The 13,937-nt window shown below is 64.3% G+C and carries 15 protein-coding genes; 9 read left to right on the top strand and 6 right to left on the bottom strand.

What is annotated here, in order from left to right:
* Positions 1–14 precede the first annotated feature (14 nt).
* Together DFO50_RS14805 and DFO50_RS14800 are read left to right on the top strand one after the other, a co-directional pair.
* Positions 15–974, top strand: coding sequence for an iron ABC transporter permease (locus DFO50_RS14805; RefSeq protein WP_107890017.1), 960 nt, complete (start codon positions 15–17; stop codon positions 972–974).
* Positions 971–1,759 (top strand): heme ABC transporter ATP-binding protein, encoded by a 789-nt coding sequence (locus DFO50_RS14800; RefSeq protein ID WP_028499063.1) that lies wholly within the window; start codon positions 971–973, stop codon positions 1,757–1,759. Before DFO50_RS14805 ends, DFO50_RS14800 begins: the two co-directional genes overlap by 4 nt.
* Positions 1,760–1,775: 16 nt before the next feature.
* On the opposite strand, the gene DFO50_RS14795 is transcribed toward DFO50_RS14800, so the two are convergent.
* Positions 1,776–2,261 carry a YajQ family cyclic di-GMP-binding protein gene (locus DFO50_RS14795; RefSeq protein WP_028499062.1) on the bottom strand — a complete coding sequence of 162 codons (486 nt, stop codon included), beginning with the start codon at positions 2,259–2,261 and terminating at the stop codon, positions 1,776–1,778.
* A gap of 170 nt (positions 2,262–2,431) precedes the next feature.
* On the opposite strand from DFO50_RS14795, the gene DFO50_RS14790 reads away from it, so the two are divergent.
* Entirely contained in the window at positions 2,432–4,531 is a 2,100-nt protein-coding gene (locus DFO50_RS14790) for a TonB-dependent siderophore receptor (protein WP_028499061.1), read from the top strand.
* 7 nt (positions 4,532–4,538) lie between these two features.
* Here DFO50_RS14790 and DFO50_RS14785 read toward each other — a convergent pair whose 3' ends face one another.
* Positions 4,539–4,778, bottom strand: a complete 240-nt coding sequence (locus DFO50_RS14785) for a DUF2164 domain-containing protein (RefSeq protein ID WP_028499060.1) — start codon at positions 4,776–4,778, stop codon at positions 4,539–4,541.
* A gap of 122 nt (positions 4,779–4,900) precedes the next feature.
* On the opposite strand from DFO50_RS14785, the gene DFO50_RS14780 reads away from it, so the two are divergent.
* Complete coding sequence (locus DFO50_RS14780) at positions 4,901–5,350, top strand: universal stress protein (RefSeq protein WP_028499059.1); 450 nt, start codon at positions 4,901–4,903, stop codon at positions 5,348–5,350.
* 7 nt (positions 5,351–5,357) lie between these two features.
* Here the strand turns inward: DFO50_RS14780 and rarD are convergent, their stop codons facing one another.
* Together rarD and DFO50_RS14770 are read right to left on the bottom strand one after the other, a co-directional pair.
* A complete protein-coding gene (gene rarD, locus DFO50_RS14775) occupies positions 5,358–6,266 on the bottom strand; it encodes an EamA family transporter RarD (RefSeq protein ID WP_028499058.1) in 909 nt (302 codons plus the stop codon).
* Positions 6,267–6,401: 135 nt separating this feature from the next.
* Positions 6,402–7,013, bottom strand: a complete 612-nt coding sequence (locus DFO50_RS14770) for a DUF5610 domain-containing protein (RefSeq protein WP_028499057.1) — start codon at positions 7,011–7,013, stop codon at positions 6,402–6,404.
* A gap of 209 nt (positions 7,014–7,222) precedes the next feature.
* On the opposite strand from DFO50_RS14770, the gene DFO50_RS14765 reads away from it, so the two are divergent.
* From DFO50_RS14765 to DFO50_RS14755, 3 genes are all read left to right on the top strand, one after another.
* Complete coding sequence (locus DFO50_RS14765) at positions 7,223–8,032, top strand: response regulator (protein ID WP_028499056.1); 810 nt, start codon at positions 7,223–7,225, stop codon at positions 8,030–8,032.
* Between the two features lie 226 nt (positions 8,033–8,258).
* The gene (locus DFO50_RS14760) at positions 8,259–9,830 is read left to right on the top strand and encodes an inorganic phosphate transporter (RefSeq protein WP_233495276.1); all 1,572 of its coding nucleotides are present in this window, start codon (positions 8,259–8,261) and stop codon (positions 9,828–9,830) included.
* Between the two features lie 132 nt (positions 9,831–9,962).
* Positions 9,963–10,184 carry a YdcH family protein gene (locus DFO50_RS14755; protein WP_028499054.1) on the top strand — a complete coding sequence of 74 codons (222 nt, stop codon included), beginning with the start codon at positions 9,963–9,965 and terminating at the stop codon, positions 10,182–10,184.
* Here the strand turns inward: DFO50_RS14755 and DFO50_RS14750 are convergent.
* Complete coding sequence (locus tag DFO50_RS14750; protein WP_107890020.1) at positions 10,135–10,506, bottom strand: DUF1883 domain-containing protein; 372 nt, start codon at positions 10,504–10,506, stop codon at positions 10,135–10,137. The two genes, DFO50_RS14755 and DFO50_RS14750, sit on opposite strands and share 50 nt — an antisense overlap.
* A gap of 235 nt (positions 10,507–10,741) precedes the next feature.
* Here DFO50_RS14750 and DFO50_RS14745 point away from each other — a divergent pair, with 235 nt between their 5' ends.
* The gene (locus DFO50_RS14745; protein ID WP_199489845.1) at positions 10,742–11,821 is read left to right on the top strand and encodes a diguanylate cyclase; all 1,080 of its coding nucleotides are present in this window, start codon (positions 10,742–10,744) and stop codon (positions 11,819–11,821) included.
* Between the two features lies 1 nt (position 11,822).
* On the opposite strand, the gene DFO50_RS14740 is transcribed toward DFO50_RS14745, so the two are convergent.
* Positions 11,823–13,436 (bottom strand): methyl-accepting chemotaxis protein, encoded by a 1,614-nt coding sequence (locus tag DFO50_RS14740; RefSeq protein ID WP_146745114.1) that lies wholly within the window; start codon positions 13,434–13,436, stop codon positions 11,823–11,825.
* A 330-nt stretch (positions 13,437–13,766) separates the two neighbouring features.
* Between DFO50_RS14740 and DFO50_RS19225 the strand changes: the two genes are divergently transcribed.
* Positions 13,767–13,934, top strand: a complete 168-nt coding sequence (locus DFO50_RS19225) for a hypothetical protein (protein WP_156952507.1) — start codon at positions 13,767–13,769, stop codon at positions 13,932–13,934.
* Positions 13,935–13,937 lie beyond the last annotated feature (3 nt).

The following is a 13,937-nucleotide window of genomic DNA, read 5'->3' as shown; positions in this document are numbered from 1 at the left end:
GACCGACCCCGTCCATGCTGCTCCGCCCGGCCCGTCTTGCCGCCCTGCTGCTGCTCCTGACCGGTGGCATCGCCATCGTGACGCTGCTGCTCGGGGTCGGCAGCGGCTGGCGCGACGTGCTGGCCGGTGACCCCTTCGCCATCGAACTCATTACCCGGTTGCGTGCCCCGCGCCTGCTGACAGCCATGGCTGCCGGCTGCGTGCTGGCGGTTGCCGGCGCCGCCATGCAGGCCCAGTTCCGCAATCCGCTGGCCGAGCCGGGACTGATCGGCGTGTCGTCCGGTGCCGCGCTCGGCGCGGCCTTTGCGCTGTCGCTCGGCGCCGGCGGCTGGATCGTGGCGCTGGTCAGCTTTGCCGGTGCCCTGCTGGCCTCGACCGTTGCCCAGCGCATTGCCGGGCTGCGCGCCGGCACCGCCGACCTGCTGCTGGCCGGCGTCGCCGTCAACAGCTTTGCCGGCGCTGCGCTGACACTGATCATCACCTTTGCCGACGACCGCACGCTGCGCGGCATTACCTTCTGGCTGCTCGGCAGCTTTACGCTGGCCGACTGGCCGATGGCGCTGAGCCTGCTGGCCATTGCCGCCCTGATCACACTCTGGATCTGGCGCTGCTGGCCGCTGCTGAACACCCTGCTGCTGGGCGAACGGGTCGCTTTCCACACCGGTTTCGACGCCGCCCGCGAACGCCGCAAGCTGACCATTCTGACCGCCGCCGCCGTCGGCATCACCGTGGCGGCAGTCGGCACCATCAGCTTTGTCGGGCTGATCGTTCCGCACATTCTCCGCCGCCTGTCCGGCGGTCACTACCGCACACTGATCCCGCTGACGGCGCTGGGCGGCGCATTCGCCCTGGCCCTGGCCGATCTGGTCGCGCGCCAGGTGATGCCGCCGAACGAATTGCCGGTCGGCGCCATCACCAGTCTGGCCGGTGCGCCATTCTTCCTGTGGCTGCTGCGCGGCCGGCGGTCGGCATGAGCCTGGCGGCCGAGCAGCTTGGCCTCGGACACGGCGCACAGCAACGGCTGGCACAGGTGTCACTGACCGTCGCCCCCGGCGAGCTGATTGCCGTGCTCGGTGCGAATGGCGCCGGCAAGTCGACGCTGCTGGCACTGCTGGCTGGCGAAACCCTCCCCGGCAGCGGGCAGGTCACGCTCGGCGGCCAGCCGCTGCGTCGGCAATCTCCCCGGCAGCTGGCGCGCCAGCGCGCACTGCTGCCGCAGCGGCTGGAGTCTGCGCCGGGACTGCGTGCGCGCGACGTGATTGCCGTCGGCCTGTTTCCGCATGATCAGGACTGGAACCCTGCCCTGCCTGCCCTGCAGCGCGCACTGGCACTCAGCGACAGCCTGTCGCTGATCGACCGCGACTATGACGCCCTGTCCGGCGGCGAACAGGCACGGGTGCAACTGGCCCGGGTCTTCGTTCAGGTGCTGGCCGGCAAGGGAGAACGCTATCTGCTGCTGGACGAACCGGCGGCAGCGCTCGACCTCGCCCATCAGGAAACACTGCTGCGGGCCTGCCGCACGCTGGCTCACCAGGATGGCATCGGGGTGATCGCCGTGCTGCACGATCTGAACCTGGCTGCGCGCCACGCCGACCGCATCGCCCTGTTCGCCCGCGGCCGGCTGGTCGCAGACGACACACCGGCCCTGGCGCTGACGGCGGCACGGATTGCCGATGTGTTCGACCAGCCGGTGCACGTGCTGGCACATCCGACCCGGCCCGACATTCCGGTGTTCGTGCCGGCCGACCCCGACCGCTGATTACCTCTGCCCGGACTCAGTCGCGGAAGTTGTTGAACTGCAGCGGCACGTCGGTCACTTCCTTGCGCACCAGGGCAATGGTTTCCTGCAGCAGATCGCGCTTGGCGCCGGACACACGCACGGTATCGCCCTGGATCGACGCCTGCACCTTCAGCTTGGCATCCTTGATCAGCTTGACCAGCCGCTTGGCCAGCTCGGTCTCCACCCCGACCTTGACGGTCACGGTCTGCTTGACCTTGTTGCCACTGACCTTGTCCAGCTTGCCGTAATCAAGACAGCGGACATCGACGTCGCGCTTGGCCAGCTTGGTGATCAGAATGTCCTTGACCTGGTCGAGCTGGAAATCGCTGTCCGCATACACGGTCAGCACCTTGTCGGCCAGTTCCACCCGGGCGTCCGAGCCCTTGAAATCGTAGCGGGTGCCGACTTCCTTGTTGGTCTGGTCCAGCGCATTCTTGACCTCGACCAGGTTCACTTCCGACACGATATCGAACGACGGCATGACATGATTCCTTTCGGGGCAATGTAAACCGGCCATTGTACCCGAGCTGTCATGGCACACTGGAAGTCCGGTTTCATCTTTTTCCTAATCCATTTTCTCCGTATTCCTAACGATTTCCCGCAGAAAAAATGAAATGATTCTCATTACGAAATGAGATCTGCAGGGAAAGCATGAACGTACTTGCCCGGCCCCACCCGGTCCCGCTGTCACCGCTGCTGCTGGCGCTGAGCCTGGCCTTCCCGGCCACCGCCATGGCCGACGACCCAGCCGCTACGCTGGAACACGTCACCGTCAGCGACGAACGCCAGCGCGGCTTTCTCGCCGACACGGTCGAAGTCGGCACCTTCCGCGGCGCCTCCATCCTGGAGGTACCGGCCACCGTCAACGTGGTCACGCGCGAGGTCCTCGACGCGCAGGCCGCCACCGGCATTCATGACGCGCTGCGCAATACCGCCGGTGTCACCCGCCAGCAGCTGGCCGGCGATACCTTCGATCACCTTGCCATTCGCGGCATCACGCTGGAAAACCGCAGCAACTATCGGCTGAATGGTTCGCTGCCGCTGATCAACCTGGTCGGCACCCCGCTGGAAAACAAGGAGCGGGTCGAGGTCCTGAAGGGCGTGTCGGCGCTGTACTACGGCTTCACCACCCCGGCCGGCATCGTCAACCTGGTGAGCAAGCGCGCCGGCTTCACGCCGGTCAGCCGTGCCGGGCTGACGCTGGACGACAACGGCGGCACACTGCTGTCGGCCGATCTGGGCCGCCGCTTCGGCGAACGGCAGCAGTACGGGGTGCGCATCAATGCGGTCGGCGGCACGCTGCGTTCCGCCATCAACGGCGTCGACGGGCGGCGCGAGCTGGCCAGCCTGGCACTGGACTGGAAGGCCAGCGAGCGCCTGAACCTGAAGGCCGACATCGAACACTACCGCAAGAAGATCACCGAACAGACCAGTCTGATCGTGCCGAAAGCCCGCAACGGCCGCATCGCCCTGCCGGCCCTGCCCGACCCGAAGCAGCGCCTGGCACCGCGCTGGGCCGTATTCGACGGCCAGGCGGACAACCTGTTGCTGCGCGCCGACTACAGCCTCAGCGACAACTGGATGCTGACCCTGGAAACCGGCGGCACCGAAGCCTCGCGCCGGCGCGCCGCCACCCAGCTTGACGGCTACGACATCCACAGTGGCGACGGCAGACTGAGCGGCCAGCGCCAGCGCGGAGAGTGGCACAGCCGCCTGCTGCGCACGCAACTGGTCGGCCAGTTGCAGACCGGCCCGCTCAGGCACGAGCTGATCGCCGGTTACGCGCAAAGCCGCCTGACCCAGGCCGCTTTCGACGCGGACAGCTTCCAGACCCGCCAGAACCTGTACCACCCGAGTGAACTGCCATGGCTCCCGGCCCGGGGAATCCGGCGCAACCCGGCCATCCACACCAGCGATCGCGGACTGTATGCAATGGACCGGCTGACCCTGTCGCCACGCTGGCAACTGGTTGCTGGCCTGCGCCATACCGACTACCGCAGCCACCGCGCCGACAGTCGCTACACTGCCAGCCTGAGCACGCCGCTGTTTGCCGCCCTGTTCAGGCCGACCCCGGACATGACGCTGTACGCATCACACGCCAGCGGTCTCGAACAGGGCGCACGTACGCCCCCCGAGGCGGTCAACCGCTACCAGCTGATGCCCCCCGGCATCAGCAAGCAGACCGAACTCGGCTGGCGGGCTGGCGGCGAAAAGGCGCTGCAGTTTTCCAGTGCGCTGTTCGCCATCGAGCGGCCTGCCGCCTATCTGGACACGCGCCGGGTATTCGTTCAAGAGGGGCGCGAGCACTATCGCGGGCTGGAAGCCTCGCTGCAGGGCGCGCTGGCGCGCGACTGGTCGCTGCAGGCATCGGCGCAGTGGCTGCAGGCCCGGTTGCGGCACACCGGACACCCGGACGGCAATGTGCCGGCGAACACCCCGGCCTGGACCGCCAGCCTGTTCGCCCGCTACACGGTTTCTGCCCTGCCCGGTCTGTCGGTCAATGGCGGGGCCTATTACACCGGCAGGCGCCCGGTCAATCACGCCAACCAGGCCTGGGTCGGCGGCTACACGCTGTTCGGGCTGGGCGCGCGCTACCAGCGGCGACTGTTCGGCCAGCGCACCGCCTGGCAGCTGAACGTCGACAACGCCGGGGACAAGCGCTACTGGGCAGGCGGCGCCGGCAGCAGCAAGACCTATCTGTCGGTCGGTGCACCGCGCAGCGCCCGGCTGACGATGACCGTGGATCTCTAGCCCGGGCTTATTTCTCCAGGTCCCAGATCGCCGCCTGCAGTGATTCCAGCCGGCCGGCCAGCGCCGTCTGCGCATCATTCAGTGCCTGGTTGTAGATTTCGCGCCCGGCCTTGTCGATGATGAAATCAAGCAGGAACTGAACGTCGAACTGGCCGAGTTCCACTTCCAGGGAATCGCGCAGGTAGCGCTGGACGTCCACGGCCAGGGCCTGGATCTGTTGCTGGTTCAGCAGGGACGGGGATGCCATCGTTCTTTTCTTTCCTGTTCATGCGTACCCGGCCCGGGGTGGCCGGCGTACAATCGTTCGTTATCCGCGCGAACCGCTCCGGTCCGTGCGCCCCCCTTTGCCACCCAGCAGAAAGCCCGACCATGTACCAACACATTCTCGTGCCCGTCGATGGCAGTCCGGAAGCCAGTCATGGCCTGCGCGAAGCCATCAACCTCGCCCAGAGCCTGAATGCCACGCTGAAGCTCGTGCACATTATCGACCCGATGGTCGCCTATATCGCGATGAACGACCTTGGTGGCGGCAATGCCGCCAGTCACACCGCCGCGCTGCGCGAGGCCGGCAAGACCATTCTCGAGCAGGCGCTGGCGCTGGCCACGGCAGCCGGCATCAAGGTCGAAACCGAGCTGTTCGAATGTACGGCACCGACCGTCGCCGACCTGATTGTCGAGCAGGCGCGACGCTGGCCGGCCGACATGATCGTCATGGGCACCCATGGCCGCCGCGGTCTGACCCGCTTGCTGATGGGCAGCGATGCCGAGATGGTACTGCGCAACAGCCCGGTCCCGGTGCTGATGGTGCGCAGCGCCTGAGCCGGCCTCAGGCCGCCGCTTGCCGCGCCGTCCGTTGCTGGCGGCGCAGCACGATCGCACTGTGGCCGCAGGTCAGCAGAACCGCCAGCCAGATCGGCCCGTAAGTGCCGAGTCCGGCGGCGGTAAACGGTTCGCCAAGGAACAGCAGCGAAATCACGAACAGCAGGACCGGTTCCACATAGCCGAGAATGCCGAGCATGCTGATCGGCAGCAGTTTGCTGGCGCCAAGGTAGGCGGCAAACGCCGCCGCCGTCATCACGCCGAGGAACGGCAGCAGCAGCCACAGGACGGGACGGGCCGACAGCGCTCCGGTCGCGGCTGGCGTCAGGTAGATCGCCAGCGCAGCGAACGGCAGGATAACCAGCGTTTCCAGCAGAAAACCGCTGACCGGATCAAGATGCACCGCGCGGCGCAGCATCAGGTACGGCGGATAGCCCAGCGCAGTGACCAGCGTCACCCAGGAAAACGCCTGGGTCACGACCAGCTCGTGCAGCACGCCGAGGCAGGCCAGCGTCACCGCCACCCACTGCAGCCGCCCAGGCCGCTCGCGGTAAAACAGAAAACCGACCATCACCATCACCAGCGGCAGCAGGAAATAGCCGAGAGTGACTTCCAGCAGCCGCCCTTCCAGCGGTGCCCACATGAACAGCCACTGCTGCACGCCAAGCAGGAAGCCGTTGACCGGCAGCACCAGCCACAGCAGCGGCTCGTGCCGGAGCCGGCCCAGCGTGGTGGCAAACTTGCGCTGATGGCGCAGCAGGCCGAGCACCACCAGCATGCCCGGCACGGTCCAGACAATGCGCCAGGCAACAATTTCCAGCCCGTGCAGCGGCACCAGCAGCGTGGAATACCAGCCGAGGACGGCGAAGATCAGCGATGCCGTGACTGATAACAGTACGCCCTGGCCTGACAGCATGATGCAGTTTCCCGATTTGCAAGGCCGACGATGGTATCACCGCGCATGACATTGACAAGGGACAATCTGTTTGACGGATGTGCGACGAAAAAGACCCGCGCAAGCGCGGGTCATCAAGGTTACTGCCATGTCGGGTCAGTTTGCGCTGGTCGGCGCCGCCGCCGTGTCCTTGCCGGCACGGGTGTTCGCGGCGAGGAAATCGTCCAGTCCCTTGTGGACCAGCTCATAGGTCTTGTTGATGCCGCTGGCGATATCGCCCCCCAGCACGCCCAGCCCGTCGAGGATCTTGCTGGCTTCCTTGAAGCCGCGCTCGAAGCCACCGCGGATCAGGTCGACGAACTGGCTGGCGACCTGGTCCGGATCTTCGCCGGGATGCTGCGCGGCATAGGCGCCGAAGAAACCGGTCGACAGTTTCAGGATGCGGCTGGCGGTGGCTTCGGCCGAATTGTCCTGGCTCATCGCGTTCTGGATGGCATTCGGCCCGGCTGTTGGCGCCAGCACCTCGTTCAGCGCTTCGATGGCGGTGCGGAACACCAGTTCCTGCGAGCGGTCGCCGGATTTGACCGACAGGTCGACCGACGACTGCAGGATCTGCATGTTGGTTTGCTGGCGCACGGCATGGGCCGCGCCGGCGGCGGTGACCGGTGCGCTGGCGGTCGTGCCTTCGGGCGTTGCAGCCGTGCTCGCCCCCGGGGTGTTCGCCGACCAGGAAGGGGTCGTTGCCGAATTGATGCTGGGGGTGCTCATGCCTGCTCTCCAAAAGAAGTCCCTGTACAGATCAGATCGGTCAGCTTCCGGTAAACTTGAATCCGCGGCCACAACTGTCGTCATCCGGACGCGCTTCTTTTTCCCGTGGCCACACCGATATAAAGTGCGCTTTGTTTGCGTTGACGGCTGGCGTGCCAACGTCATAACGGCTAGTGTCACGCCATTTATCACCCCGTCAGGAGGAATCCATGCTGGAGCTGCAACATTTGCGTGTGTGCCTGGTAGAACCATCCAATCTGCAAAGCCACATCATTGTCCAACTGCTGGCCGAGCTGGGCATCACGCAAGTCGAAACGGTCGGCGACGCGGCCAGTGCGCTGAAGCGCGTGGCCGAGGCACCGGCGCCGGATGTACTGATCAGCGCGCTCTACCTGCCCGATGCCACCGGCACCGAGCTGGTGTACCAGCTGCGCGAGAGTGAAACCGACGCCACTCACCTGCCGTTCATCCTGGTCTCCAGCGAAACCAAGGCGCGCTACCTCGATCCGATCCGCCAGGCCGGCTGCATGGCGATCCTGCCCAAGCCGTTCGATGTAGCCCAGTTGCGCAAGGCGCTCGACAACACCATCGACTTCATCAATGCCGAGGATGATGACAGCGGTGACAACGATATCGACCTGGCCGACCTGGCCGTGCTGGTCGTCGATGACAGCCTGACCGCGCGCCGCCATATCCGCACCGTGCTCGAACGGCTCGGTTTCCAGCGCATCGTGGAAGCCACCGACGGCAGTGCAGCCATCCCGCTGCTGGAACAGACGCTGTTCGACCTGGTCATCACCGACTACAACATGCCCGAAGTCGACGGGCTGCAACTGGTGGACTTCATCCGCCAGCACAGCATGCAGAGCTCGGTGCCGGTGATGATGGTATCCAGCGAACACGACAATGGCCGGCTGGCCGCCGTCATGGATGCCGGTGTTTCGGCCATCTGCGACAAGCCGTTCGAGACCCGCACCATCCGCGGCATGCTGAACAAGATCCTGCGCGCCAGCGTCTGACGCGCGATTTCCCCGCAGCCGGCTCGGCTGCGGGGAACGGCACCCGCCGGAAAATTCCCTTTTCAGACACCGGTTTGCGATCTGTCAAGCAGAATGAATTTTGCGCTGTAAACTCACTGCAACAAAAGTGCAATATTAGTGGAGGATTATAACGGGTTACTCCCCTAACACGCCTCCGATGCCCTCCTCCGCCGCGCCTGCCGCGCCCGCCCCTTCGCTGTCTTCGATGCCCGTGCATGACCAGAAACCTGGTCTGCTTTCCACTTTCGTCTTTATCGGCCTGCTGGTCGGCGGTCTGCTGTTCACCGGTTACAACGTGGTGGCCGACATGAACGAGACCGGGGTGAAAGTCACTTCATGGTTACCCTATCTGGCGCTCGGCCTGGCGCTGCTGATCGCACTGGGTTTCGAATTCGTCAACGGCTTCCATGACACGGCCAATGCCGTCGCCACGGTGATCTATACCCATTCGCTCTCGCCGAATGTCGCGGTGGTCTGGTCAGGTTTCTTCAATTTCCTCGGCGTGCTGCTGTCCAGCGGGGCGGTGGCCTACGGCATCATTTCCCTGCTGCCGGTCGAACTGATCCTGCAGGTCGGCTCCAGTTCGGGCTTCGCCATGGTGTTCGCGCTGCTGATTGCCGCCATCCTGTGGAATCTCGGCACCTGGTGGTTCGGCCTGCCGGCCTCGTCGTCGCACACGCTGATCGGTTCGATCATCGGCGTCGGCATCGCCAATGCGCTGATGCACGGCCGCGATGGCGCCAACGGCATCGACTGGGCCCAGGCCACCAAGGTCGGCTACTCGCTGCTGCTGTCGCCGCTGGTCGGCTTCGGCTGTGCCGCGCTGCTGTTGCTGGTGCTGCGCAAGTGGGTCAGGAACAAGGCGCTGTATGAAGAACCGAAGAGCAAGACACCGCCGCCGCTGTGGATTCGCGGCCTGCTGATCCTGACCTGTACCGGCGTGTCGTTCGCGCACGGTTCCAATGACGGCCAGAAGGGCATGGGCCTGATCATGCTGATTCTGGTCGGCACGCTGCCGATGGCCTATGCGCTGAACCGCAGCATCCCGGCAGGCCAGGTCGAGCAGTTCGTGGTGCTGGCCCGCAATACCCAGCAGTCGCTGTCGGTCACCCCGCCGGCGACGCCCGATGCCCGCAAGGTGCTGGCCGATTTCGTCGAGTCCAAGCAGTCGCACGCCGAGCTGGGCCCGGCCCTGGCCGCCGTGATCGGCAGCATCGGCCAGCAGGTCAAGGCCTACGGCTCGCTGGCATCGGTGCCGACCGAGGCCAGTTCGGCACTGCGCAACGACATGTACCTGACCTCGGAAGCGATCCGTCTGCTGCAGAAGGACAAGACCGTGCATTTCGACGCGGTGACCAGCGAGCGGCTGGCCGCCATCAAGAAACAGATCGACAACAGCATCCGCTTCATTCCGTCGTGGGTGAAGGTGGCGGTCGCCATCGCGCTGGGGCTTGGCACCATGGTCGGCTGGAAGCGGATCGTGGTCACCGTCGGCGAGAAGATCGGAAAGTCGCACCTGACCTATGCGCAAGGCGCGTCGGCCGAGCTGGTCGCCATGATGACCATCGGCGCGGCCGACATGTACGGCCTGCCGGTGTCGACCACCCATGTGCTGTCGTCCGGCATCGCCGGCACCATGGCCGCCAACAAGTCCGGTCTGCAGATGTGCACCATCCGCAACCTGATGCTGGCCTGGGTGCTGACCATGCCGGCCGCCATCGTGCTGTCGGGCAGCCTGTACTGGCTGTTCACCCAGATGGCGACGCTGATGAAGTGAGCCGTGCCGACGGCCGGGAAGTCGATTGACCTGCATCAACGGGCCCGGTAGATTGCATTGACGCTTGTCCATGCGACTGACCAGACTGGGACAAACAGATAAAAGTCCCCGTCGGCAAATAAAGGAGAACCCATGTTTCCAGAGTACAGAGAACTGATTTCCCGGCTCAAAAGCGAAAATGGTCATTTTGAAAAGCTGTTCGACAAGCACAACGAAATGGACCAGCAGATCAAGAATATCGAGGCGAAGATCGAACCGGGCAGCCGTGAGGCCCTGGAATCGCTGAAGAAGGAAAAACTCAGGCTCAAGGACCAGCTGTACGACATCCTGCAAAAGGCAGATGCCGCCCGCTAGGGTCGAAATGTGCCGAGAACCCGCCGCCAGGCGGGTTTTTCATTGCCTGCCGCCGGCCATCGCGCCCGAACAGTTCCAGCGAATAGCTGACCGGAAAGCGGGGCTCCCCCGCCTCGATCAGCAGGTTCCAGTAGCCTCTGGCGGCCACGGTGAACTGGACCACGCGCAGCGGATGGCGCCCGCCGTTCATCCTCCGTACCAGGCCGGCTTCCAGATCCGCGTAATCGACGTCATCCAGCAGCCAGATTTTGCGCGCCTGCGAGCAGGCGACCCTGATGAGGTCGCCGCGGTTCAGAAACGTGCGCTGGTGGTGATAGTACATGTCATGGCATTCCGTCTGGAGAATTGCCAGACTATCGGCTCAGCAAATTCTTCATAAAGTCAGAATATTCCTATAGTTATCACTCCAATTTCTGAATGCAACATCACGCCCCGGACAGGACGGCAGCCATGCCGGAATGTTTTCGGCATATGACAAATCAAAAGATGCGCGAAATGGCGTGTCCGGACATGCTATGTTCCTGCCTGCGTCAAAGAACAGGCACCACGAACCATTCATGCCAGCGTCAACAGGACACCCCGACAGCCCCCCGAGAGAAGCCGGTTTTTCACCGGGAAAAGGCATCCGCTTTGTCAGGCGGATCCATCGCCTGCGCACTCTCGGCCTTGGTGTCGGCTTTCTCTGCGTGGCCACGACCATGGCCGGGCTGGATGCGTCACCGGCACTGTGGGTCCTGCTGCTGCTCAACGGGTATGCGTGGCCACACCTCGCCTGCCAGTGGGCGTTGCGCTCCCGCTCCCCGTTTGCGGCCGAATACCGGAACCTGCTGATCGACATCGGCCTGGCCGGATTCTGGGTGGTGGCCATGCGCGGCAACATCATGCCGTCCACGGTCATCATCGCCATGATGTGCATGAACAATATCGCCTCGGGTGGTGTCCGCCTGTTCCTGTACGGGCTGGTCAGTGCGCTGGCCGGCATGCTGGCCGGTGCCGCCCTGCTAGGCGTCAGGCTGGCGCCGCAGACCAGCATAGCGGAAGCGCTGTCCTGCCTGCCGCTGCTGTTCCTGTACACACTGGTACTGGGCAAGAGCACTTACGACATTGCGAAAAAACTCGCGCGGCAGTCACGCGAATTCGAGGCCATCAGCCAGCGTGACGGACTGACCGGCCTGTACAACCGCCGCCATTTCGAGTCGCTGCTCAAGCAGGTGCTCGACGATTGCCGGCGGGGCGGGCATGGCGCGAGCCTGTTGCTGCTGGATCTCGACTTCTTCAAGCACATCAATGACACGCATGGTCACCAGGTCGGCGACACCGTGCTGCGGAACTTCTCCCGCCTGCTGGAAAACCATCTGCGCCAGGAAGACATCATCGCCCGCTATGGCGGCGAGGAGTTCGTCATCATCATCAACCGGGTCGACGAGGCCGGCGCACTGGCACTGACCCGGCGCATTGTCGAGCGCGTCCGCGCACTGCAGACGGTCGACAATACGCTCTGGGGCTGCACGGTCAGCGCCGGCCTGGTGCCCTATGCGGCGCACCTGGACGACGATTACGACTGGGTCCGGCGGGCCGACCATGCGATGTACCAGTCGAAGAATGCCGGCCGCAACCGGCTGACGCTCGGCCGGTAGTTCAGACGCGGAACGCTTCCAGCGTCTTCTGCATTTCCCTCGCCTGCTCCTGCAGCTGATACGCCGACTCTGCGGTGGACGAGGCCCCGGCATGACTCTCTTCGGTCATCTGTGCGATGCGTTCGATCTGCTGGGCAATATTGTTGCTGGCCTGCGACTGCTCGCGCATCGAGCTGGTGATTTCCCCGACCTGCAGCACGGTGTTTTCGGTGCTGCCGATGATGCGCTTGATCGCATCGGTAGCCTGCCCGGCCTTGTCCATGCCCTGGCTGACCTGGGACACCACCGACTGCATGGTATCGACCGTGTCGCCGGCCTCGTGCTGGATGGTCTGCACGGTGCGGGTGATTTCCTGGGTCGACAGCGAGGTCCGCTCGGCCAGCTTGCGCACCTCGTCCGCCACCACGGCAAAGCCGCGGCCCTGTTCGCCGGCGCGCGCCGCTTCGATGGCCGCATTCAGTGCCAGCAGGTTGGTCTGGTCGGCAATGTCCTGGATCACGTTGATCACTTCGCCGATGCTGACCGTATGGTCTTTCAACTGCTCGATCTTGCTTGCCGCCTGCTGGATGGTGGTCGCGGTTTCGGCAAAGGTGGCAATGGTGTCGCCGATTTCATTGCCGCCGGCGTTCGCTTCGTCGCCTGCCTTGCGGCTGCTGTCATTGGCGCTGACCGCCCGGTCGGCGACCTGCGCGATGCTGACCGTGACCTGCTCGACCGCCGCCGACATGCTCGATGACGACTCGCTGACCTGTTGCGACGCCTGGGTCATCTGCTGCGAGGCGGTCGACACCGACTGCGCGGCGGTACTGACGTTCAGCCCGAGCGCGTGCAACTGGCGGAAGCTGGTCTGCAGGGTATCCAGCAGTCCGTTCAGCGAATGATAGGCATCACCGATTTCATCGCGCTGCGTGCGCTGGAAGCGGCGGGTGAAGTCCAGGTCGGTCGACAGCGCCGTCAGGCCGTCGCGCAGCGCCGATATCGGCCGGTTGATCTGGCGTGTCGTCCACAGTCCGCCGGCCAGCAGCAGCCCGCCGACAGCCAGTGCCACGGCCAGCAGCGCCCCCTTGCCGGCGGCGATGGTGTCGTGCAGGCGGGAAATCGAGCTGCCGAGCAGTTGCTTGTTGTAGTCACTGGCATGCTGCAGGGTGGCGGCAGTGCGAACCGACAGCGGCGTCACTTTCTCGATCGAGTAGCGGCGCGCCAGTTCGAAATTGCCCTGTTCGGACAGGGCCAGCACTTCCGGCACCTGCGCATAGTACTGGGTCAGGGCATCACTGACCGCGTCGATATTGGCGCGATCCTGGTCATCCGAGGCCAGCTCGCTGCGGTAGTGCTGTACCCCGGCCAGGATTTTCTGTTTGGCCTGTTCGAATTCGGTTTTGTATTTCTGCTTGCCGCCCGGCTCGGCCAGGATGTGCAGCAGCACGTCGCGGCGACTGCCGGCAAAGTCCTCGCCGATCCGGTTGATGGCCTCGGCCGACGGAAGAATGACACGGTCATTGTTGTCGACTTCGGACTGAATGGTGAAAAACAGGAAAAACGCGGCCAGCGCCATGACGATCAGGCCAAGCATGCCCAGGCCGGACAGCGTGTACAAACGGGTGGATATCTTCAAGGTGGCAATCTCGGAAAAAAAGAAAACACACCGGTTCGCAGGCAATGGCGCCCCCGCTCCGGTCACAACACGCCATGGCGGCTTGCGGCCGGATCGGCGGCATCACGCAATTACGTCAAGGTAATTTACCATATTGTGTTGTCCATTCCATGCCTGTGTCACAAAATATTCATCCAGGTAACCATATGTCAGCCCCGTTCGGGCGGCATCCTGTGCGGCAGGGACATTTCCCGCCACACGCACCAGTGGATATGCGTACACTGAAGCGTGCCGCACGGAAGCCGGCCCGTCGGCGCCGGCGGCTCAATGGTTCTCCTGAGAGGAGTGCGCATGAAAAGTCAATGGATCTCCCCCACCGAATGGTCTCGCCGTCAGTGCGACATCAATACCCGGCGGGTCTCTCCTGCCACGCACATCAAGACGCAGAAGCAGATCAATGAGGCGCATGCCCGCGCCGAGCTCGAATATCGCCGCGATCTGAAGCGGGCAAACGACTAGCAG

The organism is Microvirgula sp. AG722 (assembly GCF_003269145.1).
GTDB classification, from domain to species: Bacteria; Pseudomonadota; Gammaproteobacteria; order Burkholderiales; family Aquaspirillaceae; genus Microvirgula; species Microvirgula aerodenitrificans.
The sequence above is the reverse complement of the archived record's forward strand: the minus strand, read 5'-3'. Positions and strand labels throughout refer to the sequence as shown.